At 41.6% G+C, this 26,695-nt stretch carries 19 protein-coding genes; 16 read left to right on the top strand and 3 right to left on the bottom strand.

Going from position 1 to position 26,695, the window contains the following annotated elements; genetic code table 11:
- Positions 1-13 precede the first annotated feature (13 nt).
- Both DW640_RS04525 and DW640_RS04520 read right to left on the bottom strand, forming a co-directional pair.
- Positions 14-3,097, bottom strand: coding sequence for a TonB-dependent receptor (locus DW640_RS04525; RefSeq protein ID WP_016269276.1), 3,084 nt, complete (start codon positions 3,095-3,097; stop codon positions 14-16).
- Positions 3,098-3,120: 23 nt separating this feature from the next.
- Positions 3,121-4,530, bottom strand: coding sequence for an IPT/TIG domain-containing protein (locus tag DW640_RS04520; protein WP_061473281.1), 1,410 nt, complete (start codon positions 4,528-4,530; stop codon positions 3,121-3,123).
- A 604-nt stretch (positions 4,531-5,134) separates the two neighbouring features.
- Between DW640_RS04520 and DW640_RS04515 the strand changes: the two genes are divergently transcribed.
- The 3 genes from DW640_RS04515 to DW640_RS04505 all read left to right on the top strand — a co-directional run bounded on the left by DW640_RS04515 (position 5,135) and on the right by DW640_RS04505 (position 10,969).
- Complete coding sequence (locus DW640_RS04515) at positions 5,135-6,337, top strand: glycoside hydrolase family 88 protein (protein WP_016269279.1); 1,203 nt, start codon at positions 5,135-5,137, stop codon at positions 6,335-6,337.
- Between the two features lie 81 nt (positions 6,338-6,418).
- A complete protein-coding gene (locus DW640_RS04510) occupies positions 6,419-7,969 on the top strand; it encodes a sulfatase (RefSeq protein WP_199610231.1) in 1,551 nt (516 codons plus the stop codon).
- Positions 7,970-8,107: 138 nt separating this feature from the next.
- Entirely contained in the window at positions 8,108-10,969 is a 2,862-nt protein-coding gene (locus DW640_RS04505) for a chondroitinase family polysaccharide lyase (RefSeq protein WP_117577508.1), read from the top strand.
- Between the two features lie 123 nt (positions 10,970-11,092).
- Here the strand turns inward: DW640_RS04505 and cysS are convergent, their stop codons facing one another.
- Positions 11,093-12,574: a cysteine--tRNA ligase gene (gene cysS / locus DW640_RS04500; protein WP_008762954.1), complete on the bottom strand. Its 1,482-nt coding sequence runs from the start codon at positions 12,572-12,574 to the stop codon at positions 11,093-11,095.
- A gap of 414 nt (positions 12,575-12,988) precedes the next feature.
- On the opposite strand from cysS, the gene DW640_RS04495 reads away from it, so the two are divergent.
- From DW640_RS04495 to DW640_RS04435, 13 genes are all read left to right on the top strand, one after another.
- Positions 12,989-13,603, top strand: a complete 615-nt coding sequence (locus tag DW640_RS04495) for a hypothetical protein (RefSeq protein WP_016269282.1) — start codon at positions 12,989-12,991, stop codon at positions 13,601-13,603.
- On the top strand, positions 13,591-14,427 hold the full coding sequence (locus tag DW640_RS04490) for an FkbM family methyltransferase (RefSeq protein WP_016269283.1): 837 nt from the start codon (positions 13,591-13,593) through the stop codon (positions 14,425-14,427). Before DW640_RS04495 ends, DW640_RS04490 begins: the two co-directional genes overlap by 13 nt.
- Before the next feature lie 39 nt (positions 14,428-14,466).
- On the top strand, positions 14,467-15,246 hold the full coding sequence (locus DW640_RS04485) for a galactosyltransferase-related protein (RefSeq protein WP_016269284.1): 780 nt from the start codon (positions 14,467-14,469) through the stop codon (positions 15,244-15,246).
- Positions 15,247-15,248: 2 nt separating this feature from the next.
- Positions 15,249-15,902, top strand: a complete 654-nt coding sequence (locus tag DW640_RS04480) for a hypothetical protein (RefSeq protein ID WP_117577447.1) — start codon at positions 15,249-15,251, stop codon at positions 15,900-15,902.
- Complete coding sequence (locus DW640_RS04475) at positions 15,869-17,107, top strand: TIGR04157 family glycosyltransferase (protein WP_016269286.1); 1,239 nt, start codon at positions 15,869-15,871, stop codon at positions 17,105-17,107. Before DW640_RS04480 ends, DW640_RS04475 begins: the two co-directional genes overlap by 34 nt.
- 44 nt (positions 17,108-17,151) lie before the next feature.
- Positions 17,152-17,412, top strand: coding sequence for a TIGR04149 family rSAM-modified RiPP (locus DW640_RS04470; RefSeq protein WP_016269287.1), 261 nt, complete (start codon positions 17,152-17,154; stop codon positions 17,410-17,412).
- Between the two features lie 84 nt (positions 17,413-17,496).
- Positions 17,497-18,702 carry a hypothetical protein gene (locus tag DW640_RS04465; protein WP_016269288.1) on the top strand — a complete coding sequence of 402 codons (1,206 nt, stop codon included), beginning with the start codon at positions 17,497-17,499 and terminating at the stop codon, positions 18,700-18,702.
- Positions 18,692-19,972, top strand: coding sequence for a radical SAM peptide maturase (locus DW640_RS04460; protein WP_048695184.1), 1,281 nt, complete (start codon positions 18,692-18,694; stop codon positions 19,970-19,972). The genes DW640_RS04465 and DW640_RS04460 overlap by 11 nt, the downstream gene beginning before the upstream one ends.
- Positions 19,969-21,192, top strand: coding sequence for a TIGR04150 pseudo-rSAM protein (locus DW640_RS04455; protein ID WP_048695181.1), 1,224 nt, complete (start codon positions 19,969-19,971; stop codon positions 21,190-21,192). The genes DW640_RS04460 and DW640_RS04455 overlap by 4 nt, the downstream gene beginning before the upstream one ends.
- Positions 21,189-22,415, top strand: a complete 1,227-nt coding sequence (locus DW640_RS04450; RefSeq protein WP_016269291.1) for a glycosyltransferase — start codon at positions 21,189-21,191, stop codon at positions 22,413-22,415. Before DW640_RS04455 ends, DW640_RS04450 begins: the two co-directional genes overlap by 4 nt.
- Positions 22,416-22,427: 12 nt before the next feature.
- Complete coding sequence (locus tag DW640_RS04445; RefSeq protein ID WP_225664854.1) at positions 22,428-23,090, top strand: sulfotransferase family 2 domain-containing protein; 663 nt, start codon at positions 22,428-22,430, stop codon at positions 23,088-23,090.
- A gap of 37 nt (positions 23,091-23,127) precedes the next feature.
- The gene (locus DW640_RS04440; protein WP_016269293.1) at positions 23,128-25,332 is read left to right on the top strand and encodes a peptidase domain-containing ABC transporter; all 2,205 of its coding nucleotides are present in this window, start codon (positions 23,128-23,130) and stop codon (positions 25,330-25,332) included.
- A 12-nt stretch (positions 25,333-25,344) separates the two neighbouring features.
- A complete protein-coding gene (locus DW640_RS04435; RefSeq protein ID WP_055229105.1) occupies positions 25,345-26,664 on the top strand; it encodes an HlyD family secretion protein in 1,320 nt (439 codons plus the stop codon).
- Positions 26,665-26,695 lie beyond the last annotated feature (31 nt).

Here is a 26,695-nt window from a genome sequence, read left to right as displayed (position 1 = left end):
TTTAATGATTGTTTTAGATTCCTACCGTCAGTCCGATGGTCACTGTTCTGGATAACGGATATTGTTGTCCATTGGAACTACCCAGTTCCGGATCCCAAAGCTTAAAGTCGGAGAAGGTCAGTAGATTCGTTCCCATCAGGTAGAGGCGTACACGGTCCAAATGGAGTTTATTGACAAACCGTTTGGGGATGCTGTAACCTAATTCCACATTCTTTAAACGGATGTACGAACCGTTTCGCAGCCAGTAAGTAGAAGCACGATAGTTGTTGCTATTACCTCCATAACTCAGACGCGGGTATTTGGCATTCGGGTCTTCGTTGATTCCCAGCGACCAGTAGTTACCCACTACATCCGTCAGAATATTGCCCCATGACTTCTCTTGGAATGGATATACGGTGAATCCGTCTATGAAGAAGGATGACTTGCCGGCTCCTTGGAAGTGAACGTTGATATCAAATCCTTTCCATTGTGCAGATACACCGAACCCGTAAATCAGGTTAGGGCGGGTGGTCGCACCGATGGGCACTTCGTCATCTCCGTTAATGACTCCGTCACCGTTTACGTCCTTGTATTTGATGTCTCCCGGCATGATGCCTGAACCTTGTGAGGGTCTGTTACGGATTTCTTCATAATCCTTAAACAATCCTTCGGCTATCAGGCCGCGTGCCTGGTCTACACGGAATCCGTATTTCATCTTATACGGATAGCGGCTGTTCTCTTCGTCATACTCCTTGATTTCATTCTTACTATAGGTCATGTTGGCACGTACCGTAAGGTCTACCTCACCTATCCTCTGTTTATAAGCGATATTACCGTCAAAACCTTCGGACAAGACAGATCCCACGTTGGCATAAGGTTTCGTTGTGATGTGATTCAGACCGATGATCTGAGGAAGGTAACTACGTACCATATAAATACCGTTGCGTTGTTCGTGGAAGTAGTCAATGCTGCCACTGAACTTATCATTGAACATAGAGAAGTCAAGTCCGAGGTCATGTTTCTTGGCTACCTCCCAAGTGATGCTGCTTGACGCAATTCTCGAATAGGTCAGTCCGGTATAATAATAATTACTGGTGCCGATATCACCGTAATAATAACCGTCTTCATCCCATGTCCCGAATTTCTCTACGTATGGGAAGCGGGTTCCCACATTGTCGTTACCTACCTTACCATATGAGTAGCGCAGCTTAAACATATTCAGCCATTTGAGATGTTTCTTGATGATTGACTCTTCAGCGATGTTCCATGCTACAGAATAGGCGGGAAAGAATCCAAACTGCTGACCTGAGGCGAAGTTCTCGGAGCCGTTGTAACCGAAATTAAAGTCAAAGAAGTAGCGGTATTTCCATCCGTATGTGAAACGTCCTGCAAACCCCTGATGACGATTCTGAATACTCTGCACAATCTTCTCGTAGCTATCTGTATTGCCGTTGTGAGATGTATTGGTAGTCTTATCCTGAGAATACTTTAAAACGGCCCCTAGCATGTGGTCGCCAAACGTACGGTTATAGTGTAGCTCTGCCTCCAAGTATTCCTTCCGTTGTCCACTTGAATACATCGTTCCGTCCATCAGTTTCTGCGTCTCTATTCTTCTGAATTGCAGTTCTCCGTCGGAGGTACGCTGCCGTTCCGCTAACCAACTTTCCGGCCATTTGAAACGGTTGTCACCGTTATCCGTATATGTATCGAATCCGAAACGTCCGTAGAATTTTAATCCCTTTGTGATAAATTTCAAATCTTGTTCAAGATTAACCGTAGTCTGTATTTTATTCTTCCATGTTTCCTGATATCCCTGTTGGGTGGTCAGTACCCACGGATTTCTTCGTCCTTCACTACCGACTGCTGCCCATTTCCCGTCACTATACTGTACCGGAGAAGCGATGGGACTGTATCCCATTAACGAGTGCCATATTTCATGATACTGGCTTCCCGGCAGGTTCTGCTTGTCCAAAGAACCCGATACGCCTACTTTTAGCAGCGTGGATTTTGTCAGGTCTATGTCTACATTCATGCGGTAGTTCCAGCGATGGTAGTTGGCATTGGTGTTATAGTCCGTCATTGCACGATCCGTCTCGTACATGCCGCCTTCATTTACATAACTGGCAGAAATGAAATAGCGGGCTACCGTACCACCTCCGGTCAAGTCTACAGTTGCGCGATAAGTGGGGGCACCGTCTTTCAGTATTAAGTTCATCCAGTCCACATTCGGGAAAAGATCCTGATCCAGCCCGTTTGCAAACAGTTCCAAGTCGCTTTCGCTATAGGCCGGAGCCTGACTACGACTAACCAAGGCTTCGTTCATCATGCGGGCATATGTTGGACCGTCCACAAATTCCGGAGTTCTGGTGCGTGTATTATACGAGGTTTCTACTTTGGCATTGACGCGGGTCTTCCCTTCCTTGCCGCGTTTGGTCGTGATCAAGACAACGCCATTTGCACCGCGTGAACCGTAAATGGCTGTTGCGGAGGCATCTTTCAACACGGAGAAGTCCTGGATATCTTCCACATTGATTTCATTCATATCACGTTCGAAGCCATCGACCAACACCAATGCACTGCCTCCGGCACCGAAAGTGGAGATACCGCGTATCCAGAACTCAGAAATATTGCTACCCGGCTGTCCGGAAGTCTGGCGGGCGAGTATACCGGCTACATTGCCTGCAAGAGCATTGGTGATGCTTGCCGTCGGAGTACGTAGCTGGGAAACGTCGACTGTGGTAACGGCACCTGTCACAGTTACCTTCTTCTGAGCACCGGTCCCTGTGACAACAACCTCGTCAATGACCGTTTCTTTCGTCTCTGCCATAACGATGTTAATGATTTTTTTGTCTTTGATAAAGATTTCCTGCTTTGTAAATCCCACATAGGAAAAAATCAAGTAAGAGTAATTGGGAACCTTGATCTTGTAACGTCCGTTTATGTCTGTTATCGCACCGAAGCCGGGCATATTTCTTGCTGTAACGTTCACGCCTATTAAAGGTTCGTTCTTTGGATCAGTGACGATTCCCGTCACCTCAATCGTCTCTTGTTCATTTTGAGCGCAGACTGTAGTTGTCCAGCCTACTATCAATAAAAATAGTAAGATTACATTTCTCATATTTACTTGTGTTTTAAATAGTATTATTCCGTTGTCATATAACGAATCCCTTTATTATCAATATCTCCAATATAGAACATATCTGTATCAGGGTCGTAAGCAAGACCGGCTGGCTGATTGAAACGTGCCTCATGCAATGGATTGCCGTCTACGTATCCCCATATTTTGCCGTCGGCGTTTTCGTTACTTCGTCCGGCTGCAAGAGACGCTACCCCATGAGGATCCAGTTTCCAGATGCAGTGATTTTCTCTGTCACAAAAATAGAAGTCATATTGGTCGTTGTCAGGACCAATTCCTTCGCCGTATTTCTCGTTTTTTACGAATACACCGAACTGTGGTTTGTTAAACCGGGCGCTTCCTCCCGTTCCTTCCTTGAAACTTTTATCGTTCATGTTTCCGGCAATGATGCTAGGATTACCGAATGTTTTTGCCACCGGATCATAATCGGCTCTGAACACTGCGCCAAAATTGTCGGAAAGCATATACATAAATTTATTGGACGGGTGCCTGAATAATATCGTATGTGAACCGCCCACTGCCGATATCTGACTCAGGCTAAAGGCAACCTCCGCATTCTCGTCGATATTGGGAATAGCCCCATTGCGTATCATTTTGTAGACTTTTCCCTCCCACCAGGTGGTGTAAAAGATGGTTCCGTCATCCATATACACTAAGCTATATGCTGTCCTGCCATAGTTGTAGGGACGAATTCGTCGAAAGTTTTCACGACGGAGAGAATAATAGATATTTGCCCGGGTGGTGTTGTCCTGACCGTGATCATCGGTAAACAGCAACGTGTCTCCGTCAGCACTGAATGTGAAAGAATACATTGTGCTATATCCCGTTCTTGGGAAGAGACGTTTTACAGTCTGTTCTGTCAGGTCTATTAGATGGAGACCGTCAGAATGGTTTGAAGAAAAAAGTAACCGGTTGTCCCCATCCTTGTACTTGGGGTCGAACACCATACAGTCATTGGAAGGAATAGAAGCTCCTTCATCGAACGAACCCTCTTGAAATGCAGAATTATTATCCTCGTCTACCTTACGTAGCAAGGTACCTACGATCGTTGCAGGAGTGTACTTGAATTCCTCTTCAAATGTATGTTCTGCAATAGGTTTGCCATCCGGACCATCTACACGAACATTGATTATTCCATCAAAAGCCTTGGAAGGAACCATGCAATAAATCTTTTTTCCATCGGCTCCGATGGTTTTGGTTTTTTCTCCACCGATCGTAATGTGAATTTTGGTGGGATCATTCCCGAAGTTACTGCCTTCAATGTACAGGCGGGTTCGCATACCTCCCTCTTTAGGGCTAAAATCTGTAAATACTACTGGTTGAGATGGGTCATACTGATTAGAGTTGGCTTTATCATCTTTACAACCGATGAAGAATAAACAGCAGACAAGTACTGTTATTAGGTGGTTTTTCATAAATATAAATAATAAAATGGTTAAAGTGCATCCGAACAATAAATATTATTGCTTACAACGTTTGCCTATCTTTCTTATTATAAGCATAATATGTATCTAAATCTTTAGGAGTTTTAGGTATCCTTCACCTTGTTGATGTTGGCATGTTGTGCTCATAATATGTTGTAGATTTAAGTACAAATATCTATATATGTCTGATTCTCATCAACGAAGAGTTTGACTGAGAAAAGACATGGCAAAGCTAACTAAATAAGTAATTTCTTATTTAGTTTGCATAACTTTATGTAGGTGTGATGATGATAATTATAATTAACAATCAATCGGTTAATTACAAATAAATATAATAAAAATGTAGAAGAGTTAGAATGCCTTTTTTTTGAAATGACCAGAATATATTATATATTAGTCAGATTATTATAATTACATTTTCAATTACATTAAATAATTAAGCAGGCTTTTGGGGAATATCTGTGCAAATATGCCCTTCAAGGGAGAAATGTACCAAATTTGTCCCTGAATTGGATTATTTGGGACGGTCTATTCTATTTGAAAGTACTACTTTTGCCACCAGATAATTATTAACTTAACAAATAATCCATGTATTATGAAAACAATTCTTAGCGCATTGGGACTTTCGCTTCTGATCTTTACGAGTTGCGGTGGACAAAAAAAGGTTGAAGTCGATTTTATTCAGGACAACATCGACAACGCTGTAGCACAAAACACAATTCAGACAGACATTATCGAGAAATCCGGTAAAATTCTGAATCCAAGAACCATCAATGCAGATGGTAGTATCTCCTATATACCTATTGATGACTGGTGCTCCGGTTTCTTTCCGGGCAGCATGTGGCTGACTTACAATCTGACAGGGGATAAAAAGTGGTTGCCTTTGGCAGAAAAATACACAGAAGCCCTCGATTCTGTGAAATATCTGAAGTGGCATCACGATGTCGGCTTTATGATCGGGTGCAGTTATCTTAACGGTTACCGTTTTGCAGATAAAAAAGAATATAAGGATGTGATTGTAGAAGCCGCAAAATCATTGTCTACCCGTTTCCGTCCGGGAGCAGGCGTTATCCAGTCATGGGATGCCGATAAAGGCTGGCAGGGAACACGCGGATGGAAATGTCCGGTGATTATCGATAATATGATGAATCTGGAATTGCTGTTTGAAGCTACGGCTTTTTCCGGTGACTCTACCTTTTACAATATAGCAGTGAAACATGCGGATACAACGATGGCCCACCATTTCCGCCCGGACAACAGTTGCTATCATGTGGTAGACTACGATCCCGAAACAGGAGAAGTGCGTAAGAGACAAACAGCACAAGGATATGCGGACGAATCATCATGGGCTCGCGGACAGGCTTGGGCATTATACGGTTATACCACTTGCTATCGCTATACAAAAGACAAGAAGTATCTCGATCAGGCACAGAAGGTGTATAACTTCATCTTTACCAATAAGAACCTGCCGGAAGACCTCGTTCCTTACTGGGATTACGATGCTCCGAACATTCCGAACGAACCTCGTGACGCTTCGGCAGCCGCCTGTACGGCCTCTGCTCTGTACGAACTCGACGGTTATCTGCCGGGCAATCACTATAAGGAAACTGCTGATAAGATTATGGAAAGCCTCGGCTCACCGGCTTATCGTGCCAAAGTGGGCACGAATGGAAACTTTATACTGATGCACTCTGTAGGCAGTATCCCTCACGGCCAGGAAATAGATGTGCCTTTGAACTACGCTGACTATTACTTCCTGGAAGGATTGATGCGCAAAAGAGACCTGGAAAAGAAGTAAGAACTGCCTTGCTTGTACTTAGCCGGATATGTGCATATATTAGTCTCTTCCGGTGCATTAACTGTTATTCTTTATATCATGATAAACAAATCAGTAAACTTATTGATGGGTGGCTTGACCCTCTTTGCAGCGCAAGGCTGTAAAGCTCCCAAACAGGTGGCAGAGCAGGCGGAACATCCAAACATCATCTATGTATTTCCTGATCAGTATCGCAATCAGGCAATGGGCTTCTGGAATCAGGAAGGTTTCAGAGATAAGGTAAACTTTCGGGGAGACCCCGTGCATACTCCTAACATAGATACCTTCGCACGTGAATCTATGGTGCTGACTTCTGCTCAGAGCAACTGTCCGCTGAGCAGCCCCCATCGTGGAATGTTGCTGACCGGTATGTATCCGAATCGCAGTGGTGTACCTTTGAACTGTAACTCTACACGTCCTATCAGCTCTTTGCGTGACGATGCGGAGTGCATAGGCGACGTATTCAGCAAGGCTGGTTATGATTGTGCTTATTTCGGTAAACTTCACGCTGACTTCCCGACCCCGAATGATCCGGAGAATCCGGGACAATATGTAGAAACACAGCGTCCAGTGTGGGACGCTTATACGCCGAAAGAGCAGCGCCATGGTTTCAACTATTGGTATTCGTACGGCACGTTTGACGAACATAAGAACCCGCATTATTGGGATACGGACGGCAAGAGGCATGATCCGAAAGAATGGTCACCGCTCCATGAGTCGGGCAAAGTTGTTTCTTATCTCAAGAATGAAGGAAACGTGCGTGATACGAAGAAGCCATTCTTCATCATGGTGGGAATGAACCCGCCGCATAGCCCATACCGTTCGCTGAACGATTGTGAAGAACAGGACTTCAATCTTTATAAAGATCAACCGCTGGACAGTCTGCTGATTCGCCCAAACGTAGATCTGAATATGAAAAAAGCGGAATCCGTCCGTTACTACTTTGCTTCTGTGACCGGAGTAGACCGTGCTTTCGGACAGATTTTGGAAGCACTGAAACAATTGGGATTGGATAAAAATACAGTAGTCATCTTTGCTTCCGACCATGGCGAAACAATGTGCAGCCAGCGAACGGACGACCCTAAGAACTCTCCCTATTCCGAATCTATGAATATTCCGTTCCTGGTTCGTTTCCCCGGTAAGATTCAGCCCCGGGTAGATGATTTGTTGCTTTCTGCTCCCGACATTATGCCTACCGTACTCGGCTTGTGCGGTCTGGGGGATTCGATTCCTTCCGAGGTGCAGGGACGCAACTTCGCACCTTTTTTCTTCGATGAAAAGGCGGAAATTGTTCGTCCGGCAGGTGCGTTGTATATTCAGAATCTGGATGGAGAGAAAGATAAGGATGGATTGGTGCAATCTTATTTCCCCTCTTCGCGCGGCATTAAGACGGCTCGCTATACATTGGCTCTGTATATCGACCGGAAGACGAAACAGCTAAAGAAAAGTCTGCTGTTTGATGACGTAAACGACCCTTATCAGCTGAATAATCTGCCTTTGGATGAAAATAAGGAAGTTGTGGAGCAACTTTATCGTGAAATGGGAACAATGCTGAAAGAAATCGACGATCCGTGGTATACGGAAAAGATTCTTTCGGACCGTATACCTTACTGATACCGTATACTAATACGGTTTGTATGACACCCGGGTCTCATACATACCGACACCCGGATCTCATACATGCTGACACCCGGGTGTCGTGCATCCTGACACCCGGGTGTGGTAAGAACTGCCTTTAAACAATTAATGATCATGAAAGCTGTTTGTTTTATATTTCTGTTCTTGTTTTGTTCTTTGTCCTCTTATGCGCAGGTCATAGGGTTTGAAGAAAAGGTTCCCGAGACGTTCAAAGTTTCGGGGAAAGGTGAAGTGAAACTTTCTTCTCTTTTCTATAAAGAGGGAGAAAGCAGTCTGGAATGGGATTTCCAACCTGCCTCGACACTGGACGTTCAGATAGAACCTTTATCGCTGAATGCCAAAAAGGAACAGCAATTTGGTATTACCCTGTGGATATATAACGAGAAACCCCAACAGGACTCTATCCGTTTTGAGTTTCTAAATAAGGCGGGTGAAGTCTCTTATTGGTTCACGTATCATCTGCAAGCGGCAGGCTGGCGGGCTTGCTGGATATCTTTCGCCTACATGAACGGTGATAAGAAAGATAAAAATATAGTTTCTTATCGTCTGGTCGCTCCCGACCGTAAAGGGCGCATCTTTCTGGATCGCCTGATCTTTCCGGAAAAGAAGATGAATCTGCGCACGACACCGGACCAACAATTGCCAGCTAACAACGGTCTTTCCAATCGTGACCTCTGGCATTGGTGTCTTGTATGGAAGTGGGAACAGCAGTCTTATGATGTCCCCTTGCTTTCTAAACTGACAACTCGGCAAAAGAAGGACTTGAAAACAATCGAACAACGCCTGACTGAATTTCTCGATGTGAAGAAAGCTCCCCAAGGACAGATCAACGCTGCCTATAAAACTTTTGAAAGAGCTGCCATTACTCCCTCCGCAGCCGGAACCGGCTTTATCGGAACTCCTGTTGTAGCACCGGACGAGCAAGACAAGAAGAAAGGGGAGATGTCATGGAATGATATCGAAACGATGCTTGCCGGTTTTGCATACGATGCCTTCTACAATCAGAATGAGGCATCGAAGAAGAACTATTTTACCGTATTCGACTATGCAATGGATCAGGGATTCGCTTTTGGCAGCGGCATGGGGACGAACCATCATTACGGCTATCAGGTACGTAAAATATATACTACCGCCTGGCTCATGCGGGACGCGATTTATAAACATCCTCACCGGGATGCCTATCTATCCACTTTACGTTTCTGGGCTGCTTTACAGGAGACCCGTCAACCGTGTCCGCCGGAGCGGGATGAATTACTGGATTCATGGCATACGCTCTTGATGGCAAAGTTTATCTCCGCCATGATGTTCCCCGATGCAAGGGAACAGGAACAGGCTTTGAATGGTTTGTCGCGCTGGTTGTCTTCATCGCTGAATTATACTCCGGGCACTCTCGGCGGTATCAAAGTAGATGGAACGACCTTTCATCACGGAGGTTTCTATCCCGGCTATACAACCGGAGTACTGGCTACCATCGGCCAATTTATCGCTCTCACCAACGGGACTGGATTTGAACTGACGGAAGAGGCACGGCAACATATCAAGTCTGCCTTCCTCGCCATGCGCAATTATTGTAACCTTTACGAATGGGGGACAGGCATTAGCGGTCGCCATCCTTTTGGCGGAAAGATGGGAAGCGATGATATAGAAGCATTTGCCAATATTGCATTGTCAGGAGACTTGTCCGGTCAGGGAAATACATTCGATCATGGACTGGCCGCCGATTATTTGCGTCTGATACGTGATCGGAATACAAGGAATGCACATTTCTTCAGAAAAGAAGGTATTCAGCCTGCACAGGCTCCCCACGGTTTTTTTGTTTATAACTATGGATCGGCAGGTATTTTCCGCCGTGCAGACTGGATGGTGACACTGAAAGGATATACCACAGATGTATGGGGTGCTGAAATCTATGCGAAAGATAATCGTTACGGACGTTATCAAAGCTACGGATCGGTACAGATTATGGGAAAAGGAAATCCCGTCTCCCGTGCCGGAAGTGGTTTTGTACAGGAAGGATGGGACTGGAACCGTCTGCCCGGTACGACCACCATTCATCTTCCTTTTGAACTCTTGGACAGTCCCCTGAAAGGTACGACGATGGCACGGTCTACGGAAAACTTTTCCGGAAGCAGCTCTTTAGGCGGCATGAACGGAATGTTTGCAATGAAACTGACGGAACGTGATTATGAGAACTTTACTCCTGACTTTGTAGCCCGTAAATCCGTCTTCTGTTTTGATAACCGGATGATCTGCCTCGGAACAGGCATCACGAACAGCAATGCTGACTATCCTACGGAGACCACTCTCTTCCAGACGAAATTTAACGGCAAAGAGCAGAAGACAGGTAAGGATAACTATTGGTTGCACGACGGCTATGATAATTATTATCATGTAGTTGACGGAACCCTTCGTTCACAGATAGCCGAACAGGAGTCGCGTCATGAGAAAACCCGCGAAAAGACTAAAGGAACATTTTCTTCTGCCTGGATTGAACATGGCAACGCCCCGAAGAATGCTACTTATGAATATATGGTACTGATTCAGCCTTCAGCTTCGGATTTGGATGAACTGAAGAAAACGCCTGTATACGAAGTATGGCAACGTGATCAGACTGCGCATATTGTCTATGACAGGAAAACGGGTATAACCGGATATGCTGTTTTTGAAGATTACCGGTCTGCTGACGATAAGCTGGTGGTTGCTTCCATTCCTGCGGAAACGATGGTCATGTATGCGGCAGAGGGAAAAAAGGCGATTCGTCTCAGCGTCTGTGACCCAAACTTGAATATTGCGGAAAAGACGTATACGACAAAAGAACCGAGCCGCCCTGTTCGTAAAATAATAGAGCTGAAAGGCCGCTGGAGTTTCTTGGAGACACCGGCGAATGTAAGGCTTGAATATAAAGGTGCCCATACGATACTGGATGTAACTTGTCAGCATGGACAACCGGTGGAAATGATTCTTGAAAATAAATGAAGAGAGAATTTAAATAGGTATTGATGTTTGTGTTTCTATGAAAGAAAGAGGGTCGGTTCAGCGAAGAATCGACCCTCAGTTTTATATGCGATTAATGAGACAGTCTGCTAGGGAGAACTTGAATTACTTGTTTAATCTCCATTCGAAACCATCTTTCGTATCTTTCACTTCAAATCCGAGTGCAGTCAATGTATTACGGATTTCGTCGGAAGTAGCCCAGTCTTTGTTGGCTTTTGCTTTCATGCGTTGTTCAAGAAGCATATCAACGACTTTGCCATAAGCGGCTTCGCGACCGTCGGAAGAACCTTTCTCTTCTTTCAGCCCCATGATGTCGAAGCAGAACAGGTGGAAAGTTTCTTTCAGGTCTTTCAGATCTTCTGCGGAGATCGTTGCATTTCCTGCGTTGATATTATTGATGATGCGGGCACCTTCGAAAAGCTGTGCGATGACAATAGGAGTATTCAAGTCGTCATTCATAGCTTCGTAGCATTTAGCACGCAGCTCTTTCACGTTGATACCTTCCGAAGTTGTTGCGGCCGGAGTGATCTTGTCGAGTCCTTCGATTGCTTCTATCAAACGTTGCAGCCCTTTTTCCGAAGCTTGCAATGCTTCGTTACTGAAGTCTACAGTGCTGCGATAGTGAGCTTGCAGGATGAAGAAACGGATGGTCATCGGAGTGTAGGCTTGTGCCAGCAACTTGTGAGTACCGTTGAAGAATTCATCCAGCGTGATGAAGTTGCCGAGTGATTTACCCATCTTCGTACCGTTGATGGTAATCATGTTGTTGTGCATCCAGTAGTGAACCATGTCATCGCCTTGCGAAGCTACCGACTGTGCGATCTCACATTCATGATGCGGGAAGATCAGGTCCATTCCTCCTCCGTGAATATCGAAGTGCTCGCCCAGATACTTGCGTCCCATGGCGGTACATTCGGCATGCCATCCGGGGAAACCGTCGCTCCATGGAGAAGGCCAGCGCATGATGTGTTCCGGCTGCGCTTTTTTCCAGAGGGCGAAGTCGGCGGGATTACGTTTTTCGCTTTGTCCATCGAGGTCGCGGGTGGTATTCAGTACGTCGTCCAAGTTGCGCCCTGAGAGTTTGCCGTAATGATAATCCTTGTTATATTTAGCTACGTCAAAGTAGACGGAACCTTCGCTTTCGTAAGCGTATCCGGCGTCCAGAATCTTCTGTACGAGCTGGATTTGTTCGATAATGTGACCCGAAGCGTGCGGTTCGATGCTGGGAGAAAGTACATTCAGTGCTTCCATTGCCTTATGATAGCGGTTCAGGTAATACTGAACAACTTCCATAGGCTCCAATTCTTCGAGACGGGCTTTCTTGGCTATTTTGTCTTCTCCTTCGTCAGCATCATGCTCTAGATGACCGACATCGGTAATATTTCGTACATAGCGTACTTTATATCCTAAATGAGTCAGATAGCGGAAGAGTACGTCAAATGTGATGGCGGGACGGGCATGTCCCAAGTGAGCATCACCGTATACTGTCGGTCCGCATACATACATGCCTACATGCGGTGCGTGAAGCGGTACGAATAGCTCTTTTTTTCTATCTAAAGTGTTGTAGATGGTCAATTGATGTTCCATAACGTTTACTATTTATTCGATTTGAAACCACAAAGTTAGAATAAAACTTTGATATATAATGATAAATCAACTTGAAATCTGTATCCGGAACATTATATTATATGTATCAATCATTAAGTAAAAACCATCGTCTGACTTGGATTGGCGGAAAACAATATGTATATTGAATAAATTGTAAAGATCAAGTTAAATTATATTTATTCGTGAAATATAATACGATGATTAGCAGTATATTCATTTTTTATTTTTATATTTAGCGTATTAAAACTAATACACAAACATTATGAAAGAAGCACAAGACATAAGACAAGTAACATCTTTGGATGTCATTATCTGCAATCCATATTCTGTTTGCGTTTTATCCTATTGCTCTCCCAATAAAGAAGTCTGAATACATACAAACAAAATAAGAATATGGAAGATCAGGAACTATTGCATAGATATTCAGTTACCAACATTTTGAATAATGACTTTTATTCATCATTGGGATTGGCGCACGGTAAGATGCGTGCTGTGATTTTCTTTTTTCACTGTGCTCGTTGTTCTGGTGATGTGTACTATGAAGAAATTGCCGGCGACTTGTTGGATAAGCTTTTAGAAGAACTTTCTTTAGAAATACCTCTCACTTTTGCGGATGGACTGTGTGGCATCGGCTGGGGAATAGAATATCTGATCCAATCCGGTTTTCTGGAAGGGGATGCCGATGAGATTCTTGTCGAAGTAGACCAGTGTGTTCTATATGCAATTAATTACGAACCAATCAGTGAACTGGGGTTAGATAATGGCATTTTAGGCTTGGGACGCTATATACTGATGCGCCTGCGTCCAAGCTGGCAAAGGGGCGATACCTATTCTAGCATCGAACTAAAAGAAAATTTGATTTACTTGATCGACTGGATGGACCGAAAACTGGATGGACCGGGAAATGATGTAAATGACCTTCTCGACTGGCTACTCGAACTGCGTGTGACAGGATTCTATAAGACGAAAGTGGACAAGATGATAAACAAAATAACATGGAAGAGTTAATCTATGACATTGGATTTCATAAAGGCGAAGATACTCTTTTTTATCTGTTGAAAGGTTATAACGTAGTGGCTGTAGATGCAGATATTGAACTGATAGAAGAAGGTAAAAGCTCTTTTAAAGAGTATATTGATAACGGCAGGCTTATCCTGCTTAATTATGCGATAACGAATGAGAGTGATAAAGATATAAATTTCTTTATTAGTCAAAATACTCTTTGGAACTCGACCAATGGTGCGGTCGCTTCCAGGCAGGGAAATAAAACACTAAAGAAAAAGGTTCGGTCAAAACGGCTGGATGACCTATTCAGAGAATATGGAATGCCTTTTTATTGCAAAATAGATATAGAAGGAAATGATATTATTGCATTGCAAACAATAGAAAATAGTGATGAAAAGCCTCCATATATATCAGTGGAGACAGAATGCCTGGGAGAGAATGAAACCATTGCGATGGGCAAGGAACTGGAGACTCTGGAACGCTTGTATCAATTAGGATATAGAAGATTTAAGTTGGTAGACCAACAAACCCTTACCGTATTAAGTAAACGCGACTTCTATTTTAATATTCCTGAACATCATTGGACTGCGCAAACAGCAATAGATTGTAGATACGCAAAAGAACAATTAGAACTCACTTCAAACCAACGAGGAATGAAATTTACGGATTTCTTTCCAAATGCTTCAGGACCATTCGGTGAAGAACTAGCCGGCAGATGGTACGGCTATAAACTAGCTAGGGAAATACTTAAAAAACATAGAAGAGATAAGATGCAACTGGATGAACCGGAATGGACCTTCTGGTGCGACTGGCATGCTGCATTTTGAGTGTTATAGAAATTGTATTAATAAAAAGGTATCTATCTCATGGAAAACACAGAACAAATAACAATAATAACCACGCTTCGGGTCGATAGCTCCGAACGTCAGCGCAATATGGACGCTGTGCTCCGTTATCTACAGCCTACAGGTATCCGGGTGCTTGTTTTGGAAGCAGACAGGGAGAATCTTTATACGACATGGAAAGACTTTGAGAATGTTGATTTCTGTTTTGTGTATGACGAAGACCCTGTCTTTTATCGTACACATTATTTAAATAGGCTATTGAAAAGATGCACAACTCCTGTTGTTGCTGTATGGGATGCCGAAATGATACTTCCTTATAAGCAGATAGACGAATCATTGGATATGATTATGAATGGGAAGGCGGCAATGGTGATTCCCTATGATCAAACTGTCCTGTTTTTGTCAGAAGAACAGACTGTTGCAAGCTTGAGAGCTGACTCTATCTTAGAACATTTGCAGCTACACTCAGCTTCTTATAGGCGGTGGCTTGGGCGCCCTTCCTGTGGCGGACTTTTCTTTGTGAATAGGGAGGTCTACTTGAAATGTGGCGGAGAGAACGAACATTTTTATGGTTGGGGACCTGAGGATGCCGAACGGGTCCGGCGAATGGAAATATTGGGTTATCCTGTAGGTGTGAATACCGAAGGCCCTTTATATCATTTGTGGCATCCAAGAGGAGATAACTCTCGCTTTTTTAATAGGCAGCTTGCTTCCAACAGTCGTTTGGAGTTAATCAGAATTTGTAACATGGATACTAAGGAGCTAACAGATGATGTAGCATCTTGGAGAAATCGGAAATAAATATGGAAGATAAAGATTTATTGTTAAGTCGGATAGCCAATCATCAATTAATGTTTGGCAGTTTTAATACAGACTCAAGTATTGTATATGGTCGAATGGGACTCGTACTTTTTTTCTTTCACTATGCACGGTATACAGAAAATACCTTATTTGAAGATTTTGGAGGTGAAATATTGGATGAAATCTTTGATGATATGCATACGGAGATGATTTGGGGGTTTGAATCCGGACTGTGCGGCATTGCTTGGGGTATAGAATATTTGTTGGCAAATAAATTTATATCAGGTGATTCTAATGAAGTTCTTTTTGATATCGATCAGAAGATTATGGAGAAGGATCTGAGACGTATCACCGATTACTCTTTTGAAACAGGTTTGGCCGGTTTAGCTTGCTATGTTTCATTACGCCTTATTGGAAAGAATGAGGAAACCGCTTTTGATAAGAGTTTTATTGATGAATTGATGTATGCTTGCTCCAGAATGGAAATAAGCGATCATAATTCTACTGTTGGGGTTGCCATGTTGCTTGATTTGTATAATGGGAAACGGGTTGATTATCCATATATTGATATAATAAAACGGATTGTAAACAAGCAGGTCGATGGCAAACAGGAAGAATTATCATGGAGAAATGGATTGAAATTATTATTGCTATGAAGCAAATTTACTTAATCAATACAAGAAATAGAGCTGCCAGCTATGGTATAGGTACTTATATAAACCAACTTATAACGTGCCTTTGCCAAACTGCATCTTTGTATCTCACGGTGGTAGAACTGGATTCTGATGAAAAAGAAGTTACACTAGTGAAACAAGATAATATAAGGTATTTGAAATTTCCTCAAATAAGCAGCTTCCTCTACAATACTTATACTGATAGATATAATCGTAATGTAGCTTATTTATTGTCCTTGTTTGTTGATGAAAAGATTGGTTGTATTTTTCATTTCAATTATTTACATCATGCTTCTTTGGCTAGGTGTATTAAATCTCGATTCCCAGAGGCATCTATTATTCTGACGATACATTATTTTAATTGGTGTCTCCTTTTGAAAGGTAACACCTTGTTATTTCGTGAGATTATATATGGCGAAAAAGATGAAAGAAATGATTTTGAACAAATGATTTATATGGATTTTCTGCAGGATAAATCTTTTCTTAATGGCGTAGATAAAGTGATTTGTCTCTCACAATACACTTATAAGCTACTAAATAATGAATATAAGATTCCTGATTCTAAAATAGTGTCTATGGTTAATGGTATTCGTCTGCCTGATACGCTGCTGAACGAGCAGGAATGTGAGAATGAAAAGCGTAAGATGGCATTTGGAAAGGATGAAAAAGTAATACTTTTTGTCGGGAGATTGGATGAGATAAAAGGAGTCAGTTTAATCATTCAAGCTTTCAAAGGAATTCGGGAAAAATTGCCTGATGCCCATTTGTTACTGGTGGGAGATGGGAATTATGATAAATATTTGCCTTTATGTCGGGATTGTTTTGGGAAGATAACGTTTGCCGGGAAAGTAGATAAGGAGCTTTTATCAGTCTTTTATCAAATTTCTGATGTCGGAGTTATGGCTTCTTTCCATGAACAATGTAGCTATGTGGCAATTGAAATGATGGCTTATGGCATTCCTTTGGTTGGTACTGATACGACAGGACTTAAAGAAATGCTCGAAGATGAATGCTATATTTCGGTAGAATATATTGAAGGTAAAAAAGATTTGATAATGAATGCTTTAACTGAAAATTTATTGACTGTTTTATCATTAAACCGGCATAAAAGAATAAGAGATCAATCATGGAAGTATAATATAGAGAATGTAAAACTTCAACTCCTCTCTTTTTATTTGGGAATGTAACACGCGTGTTATTTATTATATTGTTTAATTTAATTTTTTGCAAGATGAAGAAAATTTCAAAAATTAGCCTTCATCAGCTCGATAGAGCTGAGTTGAGCAAAAAGCAGCAGGGTCTTCTCTTTGGAGGAGGCGACCCAGGTTGGTGTAAATGTGGCTCTTGTGCCACTCCATCAGGTGGATCACCATCAACAGCAGAGAATGAGGCTGCAAACAAGGAGAATGGTTATACCATTACCGGTTCAAATGATCCTGTTTGTGTTTGCCAAGGTGGTGAAGGTAGTGCTATGCAAACTGTTTCAAAATAGTGAAATGGCTTGACTAGACATTGAGAGTGGTTATACTCTCATGTATAACTACTCTCTTTTAATTGTAAAATTAAAGCTATTATTATGAAACAATTAATTATTATGTTTCTTTGTGCCTTTCTATTTGCATGTACTTCTGCAAATAAAGGTCGAATAGGGAATGAACAGGATATTACGATTATAGATTTGAGTGATGTGAAATATTCCGAAGAACCGTCGAAGCTATCGGAGTTTGTAGAAAGTATATCTTATATACGTTTAGATGATACGCCATTGATTCCTGATCTACTTTTTACAGGTATAGCGGTAATTGATGATGCCATTTATATTGATCAGAAATTTGTTTATAAATATACTCTTGATGGTAAATTCTTGATGTCATTATTTAAGCAAGGACAAGGACCGGGGGAAGCTAATAAAGTAGCGACGAGGGCTGCCTATGATTTAGAAAACAAGATGGTGGCTGTCAATAATAATATGGGATTAACATTTCGTCTGTATTCATTGGAAGGTGAGCATATAGGTGACGTTTCAAAAGCAGATAGTATTGGTTGGAATAAAACAATTATTTCTTATGTAAATGGGAATGAAGTATATTATTATCTGCCTTGGTCTCGCCCTTTGAGAGGCGATACCATCAATTACGATGGTCCCAATTTTATATTTGCAAAAGATTTGCAAACGGATTCTATTGTTTATCGTCAACAGAATTATCATTATGATATAAAAGCTGTAGTTCAGAATGGAATAGTAAAGGATCAAGGCTATCCTTTCAGTTATGGTTTTAATGACAATCTGTTTTGGTGGAAACACCAATCTGTGGATACAATTTATTGTACTTCTGACTTTAAGGATGTGCGTCCTTGCTATATCATCAAGAAAGATAAATCATTTGCAGATTATGATTTTTGTGTTCATCGCATGGTACTGGACATCCCTGAATATGATTTTGGACGTAGATTGTTGTCTATGGTATATCCGTTGGGAAATGGTGTTTTGTATCATGTAGCAGGAAGATTGGATGACTCCGGCTCGGGTTTCTGTAAGAATAATGATAAGGCCTTGACGTTCTCTCCAAATGGCTTTGTTAATGATGTTGATGAATGCTTTAAATACTGGAATCCCTCTGGCGTTTTAGGTGGAAGTGGATGGGTGAAAGATGGATACCTTTACGCTTTAATGAATGCTTATGAGTTCTTTGAAGAAGGCTGCAAACCTCCATTCTCGGACTTGACAGAAGAAAGCAATCCTGTTATTGTAAAACTAAAATTGAAAAAGTATGAGGAATAGTGATTTATTAGAGCAACTTCAGCAGAAAGATGTTACTTATGTCTACAATTTGTCCGGGCATAATGTATTGAATTCTTTGATAAATTTAAAGCAATTAACCTTTGAAGTGACAGATGCCTGCAATCTTAAATGTAAATATTGCGGTTATGGAGATTTCTATGAAACGCATGGAAAAAGAGAGGATAAGTTTCTTCAGTTTGATGTTGCTAAAAGGCTAATCGATTATCTTTATGATATATGGACTAATCATCAGGCAGCTTCCTCTCCTCATAAGATTGTATTCGGATTCTATGGTGGAGAACCACTTATGAATATGAGCCTTATTGAACAGATTGTTGCTTACCTGGAGTCATTGCCGACAATACCCGGAGTGAAATACGGATATGCAATGACAACTAATGGAATGTTGTTGGATAGATATATGTCTTTCTTGGCAGAAAAGGAAGTGATGTTGTTGCTTAGCCTGGATGGTGACGAATATGCTCAGGGATATCGTGTGGACCATCGGGGAGCTAATTCCTTTCAACGGGTGTTTCATAATATGAAATTGTTGCAATCAACTTATCCTGAATATTTTGCAGAACATGTGAGTTTTAATTCTGTAATTCATGATAAAAATAATGATGTTGAAGTTCTAAAGTTCATTATTGAGCATTTTAATAAACGTCCTCGATTGGCTGAACTAAATAATTTTGGAATAAGTGAAGCTAAAAAGGAGGAATTTAGGAAAATGTTTCGATCCGCTCAAACTACGGAATTTTCATGTGCTGATAGTGATTTCCTGTATGCTTCTTCTGATGTGATGGATCTTCTTAGACTGATAGACAGATTGACTGATAATGTTTATTATCAATATAACTCGTTGTTGAAAAAAAATGCAAGTATAATATTTCCTACAGGAACGTGTCTGCCATTTCAAAAAAAGATATTTCTCACAGTAAATGGAGATATACTGCCATGCGAAAGAATTGATCAGAAGTATATATTGGGGCATGTCACATCTGAAAAAGTCGATCTGGATTTGGATGCGATAGCCAAACAATACTCTGCATACTACAATAAGACCAAACACTTGTGCAAGGCTTGCTATATGAAGCCGTTTTGCAAACAGTGTTTGTTCTATATGGAGAATTTGTCGTCTTCTCCTAGATGCCCCGGTTTTAAAAACAGGAAAGAAGCGTTGGATTATTTGGGCTATTATCTGAATATGCTCCAACAACAGCCCGAAATATATGCAAGAATATCAAAAGAACTAATGGTACAGATATGATGAAACCGACTTATTATTACACCTTATATCCTGATACGTTTCTGTGGATAAATGAAACGGAAGGAGTTATGTATAATGCAAAAGAACACACTTACTTGAGTTTCGACATACACGGTTTGATAAAGAAATACTGCTTGATGTTGAATGAATTAAGAAACTTGTACACTATAGATGTATCACCGGAAGACTGGGAAGATACTGATCTGCGATCATGGATGCTGGATACAGTAGAAAATAAAATGGGGTGTCTGATTGAATATTCGGATACCGAATCACGCCCCATCAGTTTTCCTCCATTACTCAACCTGCAATCGGATGTAGACCGGATTGAAAAGGAGAAAGGAAGAGAAGTGGGGGAATATGTAGCTTATAACTGGAACGAATTATCCCTCTTCCTGGGTGGGCAGAGTGAACACCCCGATTACTGCCGGCAGTTTCTCTATCCGATAGCCGATGAACACTTCTTGGATATTCAGACATTGGAAACTTTTTTGGCTACGGCAAACAATACTTATCTCTTGCAGGTCAATGTAATAGGAGATATACTGCAATATCCTTATAAAAAACAACTGATGTGCTTATTAGGAGGTTTAACTGCGAAAGTTTGCCTGTATATGCTGGGAGATAATGCTAAGGGTATCGGGGACTTGTTGAACTCTTCGGAGTTTGATAAAGACAAATATGAATTAAAACTTTACTATGCCGGGCAAAACTCATTTGATGAAATAAACCGGATGCTGGCAGATTCTTCTATATCGTTTTCATGGATCTATATCATACTCGGAGAGTCTGATATAGAGGAGATGGAAGAAATGAAGCAAAACAACGTTAATGTGGAAATTATTCCGTGTCCTGCCTTTACCGGAGATAATTTGGATTTCTTTGAGCAATACATATATACTTGTAAAGAAGATATTACTGTATGTAGTTATGATAAAAAAGATATTTTTGCGCATCAGGTGATGAATTCAAATTATTGGGGCAGATTGTCGGTATTCCCTGATGGTAGTGTTTATTCTAATATTAATAATCCTCCTGTCGGTACCATAAAAGATACTATATATGATTTGATAATCAAAGAGATGAAGAATCGCTCGGCTTGGAGATTAACACGGGACGTTACTCCCGAATGTGCAAAGTGCCTGCACCGTTATTTGTGTCCGCCGCCTTCTAATTATGGGTTTGTGATTGGAAAATTCAATTTATGCCATCTGAAATGAATAAGCAGATATATGTTTTAGATGAATACATCACTTCTACTAAAAATGGGATAGGGGTATTTATCACTGAGCTTCTACAGTGTCTAAAGAAAATGGATGTGGATATTTGCCATGTAATCTTTAATGTCAGGCAACCGGAGATTAGGGTATGTTCTAAAAATGGAATGAAGATAATATCGATACCTCGTTTTCCTTCTGGTAATTTCTTTGATAACTGGAAAGTGGTGAACAGAGTTTTTCGTCTGTTCGTTCCTGATTCTTTGGAGAATGTGTTTTGCTTTAATCATTCTCCTTGTCCTGAATTGCTGGAGAGTCTACGCAACTCTCATCCTTTGTCCAAGCAATTGTATGTTATTCATAATCTTTGGTGGACTTCACCTTTACTTGGGGATGACTGTTTGTTGGCAAATATTGTAAAGAATAGAAGTAGATCGTTGAAGAATAAAACATATAAATGGATTTTAAATACTGTTGATAAGGAGCTACAGATGTGCCAGACAGTAGATGCAGTAGTTTGTCTGACAAAAGGAACACATCAAGTACTTACTAATATCTATAGGATTGATCAGGAAAAGATATTCTTAATACCTAATGGACTGAAAAGAAATCAATACATAAACTCAAAAATGGATAAGAATAAACTTCGAGAACAATACTATATAGATGACAAAGAGAAAGTGATTCTTTTTGCAGGAAGACTTTCTGAATTTAAAGGGATATATGCTGTGTTGGATGCTTTTTGCATATTACTAAAAGAGTTTTCTAATATTCGTTTAGTACTTGCAGGTTCTTTACTACCCGAATTTGTCTTGTCTAATTATGCTCATATTTCTACTAAAGTAACATATACCGGGCATTTGGAACGTAAGGAGTTGAAGAAGTGGTATCAAATGGCAGATATTGGAGTCATTCCTTCTTACACAGAACAGTGTAGTTATGTTGGTATTGAAATGATGATGCATGGACTTCCGATAGTGACATCTGATGGTTTCGGTTTACGGGATATGTTTAAAGATCAGGGCAATGCTATAGTAGTCCCTATTGGGAAAAGAACAAAGAAAAATGGTACTTTTAGTGAGAATTTGGTCCATGCTTTGACTATGCTTTTATCTTCGGAAACACTAATGAATGAGATTGGACGAAATGCGCGGAAGGCTTATCTCAAACATTACGGTTTATGCCAAATGAAAGAGGGATATAAACGCTTGCTGGATGCTTTTTAAAAAATTAAATATATGATGGAAATACCCCGAATTCTTTATTCTTCCCCTTTTATGGGAAACTATTTTTGTGAAATCGCTCATTATAATATGGCTTTTGTCGCTATAGCAAAGAATGCAGTGACTTATCTTAAGAGTCTGGCTATCTATGCTAAAACAGGTACTGTTGTTTCTGATAAGGAAGAAATACATGAAGTGGTCGGTTATAGTTCCATGAATGGTTATCTATATCCGGTGAAACAACTTGATGGAGAGTGGGGAAATGGTATTATGAAGTTTGCTGTTTGGAGAGATCCTGTTGAAAGATTAGTTTCCTGCTACAAGAATTTCTGTTTGGAATACCACCACCAGCAACGGCGTTATTTTGAGTATTTGGATTTGTGTCGGGAACCGTCCTTCGACCGGTTTATGGAATTTGTGCGTTTTGAACTGGGGAAAAGTGATCCTCTTTATCAAGATGAGCACATTCGTCGGCAGTCGGATTATTATTCTTGCGAGGATGTAGACTATATCGTTCCTATAGAAAAGTTGGATACCTTTCTGCAGGTATATAAGATCCCTCAGGTTGGAGATATTAGAAATTCTACTCATGCAAAATTTGCATTGATTAATACTGATTATATTGAAGAGATTAAAGACCTTTATAGGTTAGACTATCAGATTCGTCCCAACTACTAATTTTATATTTAGATCAAATGAAAAACGCACTAAAAACATGAAACGTTTTCCTCATTATATCCAACTGGACGCCATGGATTGTGGTCCATCCTGCCTCCGTATGATAGCGAAGTACTACGGCAAGACTTACTCGCTTCAAACGCTTCGTGCCCGTTCCTTCATTACTCGCGAAGGAGTATCGATGCTTGGAATCAGTGATGCTGCCGAATTCATAGGCTTCCGTACATCCGGTGTGCGAATCACTTTTAAGCAATTAGTGGAAGATGTCCCTTTACCATGTATTCTTCATTGGAACCAAAATCACTTTGTCGTTTGCTATGACATTCGTAAAAAGAAAGACGGTTATTGGGTTAGTGTTGCTGACCCTGCTAGCCAGTTGGTAACTTATAAGGAAAAAGAATTCAGGAAATGCTGGATTTCCACGAAAGTAGGTGGGGAAGAAAAGGGGGCTGCCCTGACATTAGATCCTACTCCCGACTTTTATGAAATGGATGATGAGAAAAGGGCGGGGGAGCGCAGCCTCTCTTTTTTCCTGAAGTATCTGACTCCCTATAAAAAGCAGTTAATCCAATTAGTTTTGGGTATGCTGACTATCAGTGTGCTGCAACTCATCTTTCCTTTCCTTACCCAGTCTCTGGTGGATGTCGGCATTCATGGAGGTAATCTGTCTTTTATTACTTTGATATTGATAGCTCAGCTGGTCGTCTCTCTTTCTCAGCTCTCCGTAGAATTTATTCGTAGCTGGATTATGCTTCATATGAATGCCCGTATCAATATCGCACTCATTTCAGACTTTCTGGTCAAGCTGATGAAGCTACCTTTGCATTATTTCGATACGAAAATGATAGGAGATATCATGCAGCGCATCGGTGACCACGGACGTATTGAGTCTTTCCTTACCGGCTCTTCTATCAGTACATTGTTCTCATTTGTCAACTTCTTTATCTTTGCTTTCGTACTGGCTTATTATAACTTGGGTATTCTTGCCATCTTTCTGGTTGGCAACTCTCTTTATGTCTGCTGGATACTTCTCTTCATGAGATATCGTCGGGAACTGGATATCCGTCGCTTTGCACAGGCGGCGGGTGAACAGAGCAGCCTGATACAGCTTGTAACCGCTATGCAGGAAATTAAACTGAACAACTGCGAAAAGCAAAAACGTTGGCAATGGGAGCGAATTCAGGTGAAACTCTTCAAGATTAGCGTGAAAGGTCTTGCATTGGGACAAACCCAACAGGTGGGTTCCATCTTCTTTAACCAAACTACCAACATCGTCATCTCTTTTATTGCTGCCAAATCGGTGGTGGACGGCGAAATGACTTTGGGCATGATGATGTCTCTTACCTATATTATCGGTCAGTTATCGGGACCTATCGGTTCCTTCATCGGTTTTGTCCAACAACTTCAGGATGCCAAGATCAGTCTGGAGCGATTGAACGAAGTGCATGGCAAGGAAGATGAGGAACAGAATATCGAATCAAAACTAACATTGCTGCCGGAGGAACGCGATATCTGTATCGAAGGACTCTCTTTCAGCTATGACGGGGCGGAAAGGGACTATGTATTGGAAGACTTGAATCTGCATATTTCGGAAAGGAAAGTGACTGCGATAGTTGGTGCGAGCGGTAGCGGAAAGACTACGCTGATAAAACTGTTATTAGGTTTTTATACTCCCAACAAAGGAAAAATAAAACTGGGAGAGACTCCTCTTGAAAATATCAATCCTCATTTATGGCGTTCCCGTACGGGGTCGGTGATGCAGGACGGATTTATATTTTCCGAATCTATTGCTCAGAATATTGCCGTTGGTGAGGAGCAGATTGATATTGAAAGACTCCGGCATGCTGTTACGGTAGCCAATATTCGTGACTTTATCGATTCGCTGCCTTTAGGCTATAACACCAAAATCGGTATGGAGGGAAATGGTATCAGTCAGGGGCAACGGCAACGCATCCTGATTGCCCGTGCCGTCTATAAGAATCCTGAATTTCTTTTTTTCGATGAGGCTACGAATGCCTTGGATGCCAATAATGAGAAGGAGATTATGGAACATTTACATGAGTTTTATAAAGGCAAAACAGTAGTTGTAGTAGCCCATCGCTTGAGTACTGTGAAAGATGCTGATAAGATTGTAGTGCTGGATAAAGGGCGCATCATGGAAGAAGGTACCCACCAGGAATTGACAGAGAAGCGAGGACTGTATTATGAATTAGTGAAGAACCAGTTGGAACTAGGGCAGTAGGAAGGAGCATTTATGGTACAAGAAGACAAAAAGGAATATAAAGAAATAGAACTTCGGAGCGAAGAAGTGCAGGAAGTGATGAGCCACGTTCCTGTGTGGATTCTCCGTTGGGGGATCACTGTCTTGTTTTGTATTGTTATCATTCTACTGATTGGGAGCTATCTGTTTAAATATCCGGATGTAGTGGAAGCGGAGATTACGGTTAGTACACAGAATCCTCCAGCTTATGTGGTTGCTAGGGTAGCCGGAAGATTGGAAGAGTTGTGTGTGGAGAACGGTGCGGTAGTCAGGAAGGAGGCTGTGTTGGGAATGATAGAGAATTCAGCAAAAGCGGAAGATTTGTTTTTACTGAAAGAGCGCATGAAACAATGGGAAGCTCAAGGGTTTGTCCTGAGTATGGCCGAACAGCTTTTCGACGGGCAATATTTGCAACTAGGCGAAGTGCAGCCTGCCTATGCTTCGTTTATTTCTGTTCTGAAAGATTATGCGAGTTTCGTGAAACAGGATTATTACCGCAGGAAACTGGAGAGCAGTCGGAAACTTTTGGAGAGTCAGAAGACGTATTACCAACTGGCAGAGAAACAATTCCAGTTGGGCGGACAAGAGCAGATGTTGATAAAACGTATTTATGGACGTGATTCTACTCTGTATAAGAAAAATGCGATGATTGCAGCGGAATATGATGAGTCGGAGCGTAGTTATCTGCAACAATTGCAAGGTTACGAAGGAATGCGGATGTCGCTTTCTCAAATTGAGATGCAAATAGAGCAGGGGAAGGAAAGTTTGCTTGACGTCCAGCACCAGGCACTGACAGAAGAACAGAAACATATCGTGAATCTTAAAAATACAGTTGAGCAATTGCAGGTAAGTATCACAACTTGGGAGCAAAGTTATTTGTTAGTGGCGCCCATATCAGGAAAACTGACTTTCATGAGTGTATGGAGTAATAATCAGAATGTGGCTTCCGGTGAAAGTGTTTTTGTGATTGCACCCGATGAAGGAGCTTTACCAATGGGGAAGGCATTGCTTCCGGTTCAAGGCTCCGGTAAAGTGAAATCGGGGCAAGAGGTTAACATCCGTTTGAATAACTATCCTGACCAGGAGTTTGGCTATGTTAAGGGGCGGGTCTGTAGTGTTTCTCCTGTTCCTACTGCCGAGAATATGTATGTGGTTGATATAGAACTACCGGATGGAATGCGGACTAATTATGGTAAGGATTTGCCCTTAACCCGTGAGATGAAAGGGGTTGCTGAGATTGTGACGGAGGATATGAGGCTGATTGAAAGACTGCTGGCTCCGTTGAGAAAGTTGAAGGACAAGATGGGAGGATAACTTTCACACATACGGGGACAGAAAGCATGGT

Origin of the sequence: Bacteroides sp. AM23-12, assembly GCF_003434395.1 — a bacterium.
Classification (GTDB): Bacteria; Bacteroidota; Bacteroidia; order Bacteroidales; family Bacteroidaceae; genus Bacteroides; species Bacteroides thetaiotaomicron.
The sequence above is the reverse complement of the archived record's forward strand: the minus strand, read 5'-3'. Positions and strand labels throughout refer to the sequence as shown.